General features: G+C 67.1%; 5 protein-coding genes. 3 read left to right on the plus strand and 2 right to left on the minus strand.

Annotation, left to right across the window (positions count from 1 at the left end):
* Window positions 1-698, plus strand: a 698-nt coding sequence (locus ACRDUX_RS21890; protein ID WP_526416440.1) for an HNH endonuclease signature motif containing protein, incomplete at its 5' end; no start/stop codon positions are given.
* Between the two features lie 33 nt (window positions 699-731).
* Here the strand turns inward: ACRDUX_RS21890 and ACRDUX_RS21895 are convergent.
* Window positions 732-1,724, minus strand: a complete 993-nt coding sequence (locus ACRDUX_RS21895; protein ID WP_526416441.1) for an Lrp/AsnC family transcriptional regulator — start codon at window positions 1,722-1,724, stop codon at window positions 732-734.
* A gap of 98 nt (window positions 1,725-1,822) precedes the next feature.
* Between ACRDUX_RS21895 and ACRDUX_RS21900 the strand changes: the two genes are divergently transcribed.
* Window positions 1,823-2,578, plus strand: coding sequence for an SDR family oxidoreductase (locus ACRDUX_RS21900; protein WP_526416443.1), 756 nt, complete (start codon window positions 1,823-1,825; stop codon window positions 2,576-2,578).
* Window positions 2,575-3,432, plus strand: coding sequence for an LLM class flavin-dependent oxidoreductase (locus ACRDUX_RS21905; protein WP_526416445.1), 858 nt, complete (start codon window positions 2,575-2,577; stop codon window positions 3,430-3,432). Before ACRDUX_RS21900 ends, ACRDUX_RS21905 begins: the two co-directional genes overlap by 4 nt.
* An 8-nt stretch (window positions 3,433-3,440) precedes the next feature.
* Here the strand turns inward: ACRDUX_RS21905 and ACRDUX_RS21910 are convergent.
* Window positions 3,441-3,655 (minus strand): sugar-binding domain-containing protein (locus tag ACRDUX_RS21910; protein WP_526416447.1); only part of this gene is annotated, 215 nt, incomplete at its 5' end.

The following is a 3,655-nucleotide window of genomic DNA, read 5'->3' on the forward strand; positions in this document are numbered from 1 at the left end:
CCGACGCATTGGTCGCGGCGTGGAAACGCGACCACGCCGACGGGGACGCAGTCTCGGAGCAGGCGCCGCCGTTGCCCGACACCGTCGACGGCGTCATGAGTCTGATCGAGGCCGGGTGGGACACCGACGTGGCCCGCCGCCCCCACGGGCAGCGCACCACCGTGGTGGTGCACCTCGACGTCGAACACCGCAACGCCGCGCTGCATCTGGGTCCGCTGCTGTCGGAGGACGACCGGCGCTACCTGCTCTGCGACGCTAGCTGTGAGGTGTGGTTCGAACGTCATGGTCGGGTCATCGGGTCGGGGCGGGAGACCCGCCAGATCAGTCGGCGGTTGCGTCGTGCACTCGAGCACCGCGACCGCTGCTGTGTGGTTCCCGGCTGTGGGGCCACCCGCGGTCTGCACGCTCACCACATCCGGGCCTGGGAGGACGGCGGGGCCACCGAGTTGGACAACCTGGTGCTGCTGTGTCCCTTTCATCACCGGCTGCATCATCGGGGCGGCATCACCATCACCGGACCCGCCCACCACCTCGTCGTCACCGACAACGCCGGCCGGCCACTGAGTGCGGGATCGTTCGCCCGCCCACCCACGCAACCCCCGCCCGCGGTCGCACACTATCGGGGACCGACCGGTGAACGCGCCGACTGGTGGTGGTACGACCCGTTCCAACCCCAACCACCTCCAACCGACAACTGACTGGTCGTCAAACCCGTTGGCAATGTTCGGCGTTCACGAGGGCGCGTTGATCAGCCGTCCGTGCGAGATCAGCGAAGCGGTCTGCTTGAGGCGCTGGGCGCGGATGCTCAAATCGTAGGTCTGCACGTGCGCGACCGCTGCGAACTTCCCGGCGAGATAGCGGTAGAGGTGCTCGACGTCGCGGCAGATGGCGATGGCCATCAGGTTGTTTCGGCCGCTGACGGCTGCCACCGACGCGATCTCGGCGTGCGCGGCGATTTGTCGTCCGACGCTCTCGAGGTGGGTCGGCGACGTCGTCAGCCATATCATCGCGTTGACGGCGAACCCGAGTCGCTGGGGAAGGATGTCGACGTCGTAGATGAGTGTGCCCGCGGCCTCGAGGGCGGTGAGGCGGCGTGCCACTCGCGCGGTGGACCAACCGGTGTGGTCGGCCAAACGCGCATGCGGCGCCCGGCCATCCGCGAAGAGCGCGTCGAAGAGCGCCTGGTCCTCCTCGGTCGGGCCGGCGGGCCCGGTGGTCGGCGGTGACTGGACGGACCGCTGCAGGATCCGACTGGTCTGTTCGACATCCAGGGTGTGACCGTAGGCGGTCCACGGTTCGGTGCCCGCCTCTCCGAACGTGTGCAACACCAGGTCGATGTCGAGATTGATCACCGACGTGGTGCGCGGCAGTCGCTGCAATAGCCCGTCGGATCCCTCGGCGAGGGGGGCTCGAACGACGCAGACCAGTTCACTCCAGCCCGAGAGGATGTTGGCGTGGGTGACCTCCGGTCGCCGAACCAACACTTCGGCGAGGCGGGGGATGTCGTCGGGCTTGGCGTGCACGCGGACCACCCACTGGGCATCGCCGTGCACCCGGGGGTTGAGCAGCCCCACCACGCGTAACGCCCCGTCGCGCCGCAGTCGGCGGTACCGGCGGGCGACCGTCTGTTCCTGGGCGCCGACGGTGTCGGCAATGAGGCGGAACGACGCGCGAGGAGAGAGCTGCAGTGCGTGAATGATCTGGCCGTCGAGCTCGTCGATCATGGGGATAACCCTACGCACTTCGAGCTTTAGAGATGATTCCTGATCATTTTTGGCGCATTGATGGCCGATCGACACGATGCACCGCCACTCTGGATCGCATGCGACTGACGGGCAACACCATCCTGATCACCGGGGGCGGCAGCGGAATCGGTGCTGGACTGGCCGCTGCGCTTCACGAAGGTGGCAATCGGGTGGTCGTCGCCGGGCGGCGTCGGGACGCATTGGACGCCGTCGTCCGCGCCCACCCCGGCATGGAATGCCTCCCGCTCGATCAGGGTGATCCAGACTGCGTCGACGCCTTCGCCGATCAGATCGTGCGGCGTCATCCAGAGTTGAACGTGCTGGTGAACAACGCTGGAATCATGGCAGCCGAGGATCTGTCCACACCCGATCTGAGCACGATCCGGGCGGTGTGTGCGACGAACCTGATCGGTCCGCTCCTGCTGACGTCGCGCCTGTTGCCCACGCTGAGGAGGCAGCCGCGGGCCGCGATCGTCAACGTCTCATCGGCGCTGGCCTTCGTGCCCATGGCCAGCCTTCCGACATACTCCGCCACCAAGGCGGCGTTGCACTCCTACACGGAATCGCTTCGCTTCCAATTGCGGGACAGCAGGATTCAGGTCATCGAAATTCCGCCGCCCAGGGTCTACACCGAGACCGGTGCGCAGGACGACGCGCACGGTGTGGCGGTCACCACCTTCGTCGACGAGACGATGGCGTTGCTCGCCGAGCAGCCTTCAGCCAGTGAGATCGTCGTCGAAACCGCCCGCCGACTGCGCTTTGCCGATCGCCGCGGTGAGTACGAAAGGGTTTACACCACAGTGAATCCCGACATCGAGAGAGGAACGTCATGAAGCTGGGAATTGGCTTGCCGAACCACGTCGCCGAAGTCAAGGGTCCGGCGATCGCCCATTGGGCTCGCCGTGCCGAGGAACGCGGATTCGAGTCCGTGACCACGATCGACCGGCTGATCTATCCCAGCCTCGACTCGATCATCTCTCTCGCGGTGGCAGCGGGCGCCACCGCGAACCTGGCACTGATCACCAACGTGCTGCTGGCGCCGCTGTATCCGCCCGTCCTGCTCGCCAAGCAGTTGGCTACCTTGGCTGAGGCCTCCGGTGACAGGTTGGTGCTAGGGGTCGCCGTCGGTGGTCGGGAGGACGACTATGCCGCCGCGGGAGTCGACTTCGGCGCTCGCGGCGAGCTTCTCGACGCCGCCACCCCGGTCTGGCGACGAGTCTGGGCGGGCGAGTCGGTCGACGGCGAGGTGTCGCTGTGCCCGTCACCGGTGACGATTCCGGTGCTGTTCGGAGGAAAGTCGAAGGCGACGCTGCGCCGTGCGACCACGCTCGGCGACGGGTGGGCGGCAGGTGCTGTGCGCGACTACGCGACGCAGTCGTCGTTTGCCGAGGAGATCCGGTCCGGATGGCAGAAGGCGGGTCGGGTGGGCCGTCCGACGATCCAGGCATCGCTGAACTTCGCTGTCGGCGACGACGCCGTCGTCGCCGAGGGGAGGCGCAATCTCGGCCGGTATTACGGCTTCACGCCCGAGTATTGCGCGCTGAGCGTGGCCGACATGGTAGCCACGCGTGACGACGCCCGCGATGCCGTGAGGCACTACCGTGACCTCGGTTTCGACCGATTGCTCTTCCATCCCGCCGTCGCAACGCCCGACCAGGTCGACCGCCTCGCCGACGCCGTGCTGTAGCGCGGGGGTTACCGCGCGAGCGCGGGACTGGCCAGGATGTCACCTGCCGTCACGGGGTCGGTGACCAGTCGGTTGAAGTATCCACCGCGGGCGCCCGCGATGACCGAGTCGACCTTCTCCTTGCTGACGGCGACAGCGATGGTCACCGGAATGTGGCGCAGCGCATCGAGTTCGATGGCGATGAGCCGTTCGCCGTCCTCGAAGTCGACCGCCATTCCCGTAC

It is taken from the genome of Mycobacterium sp., assembly GCF_050701675.1.
GTDB lineage: Bacteria > Actinomycetota > Actinomycetes > Mycobacteriales > Mycobacteriaceae > Mycobacterium.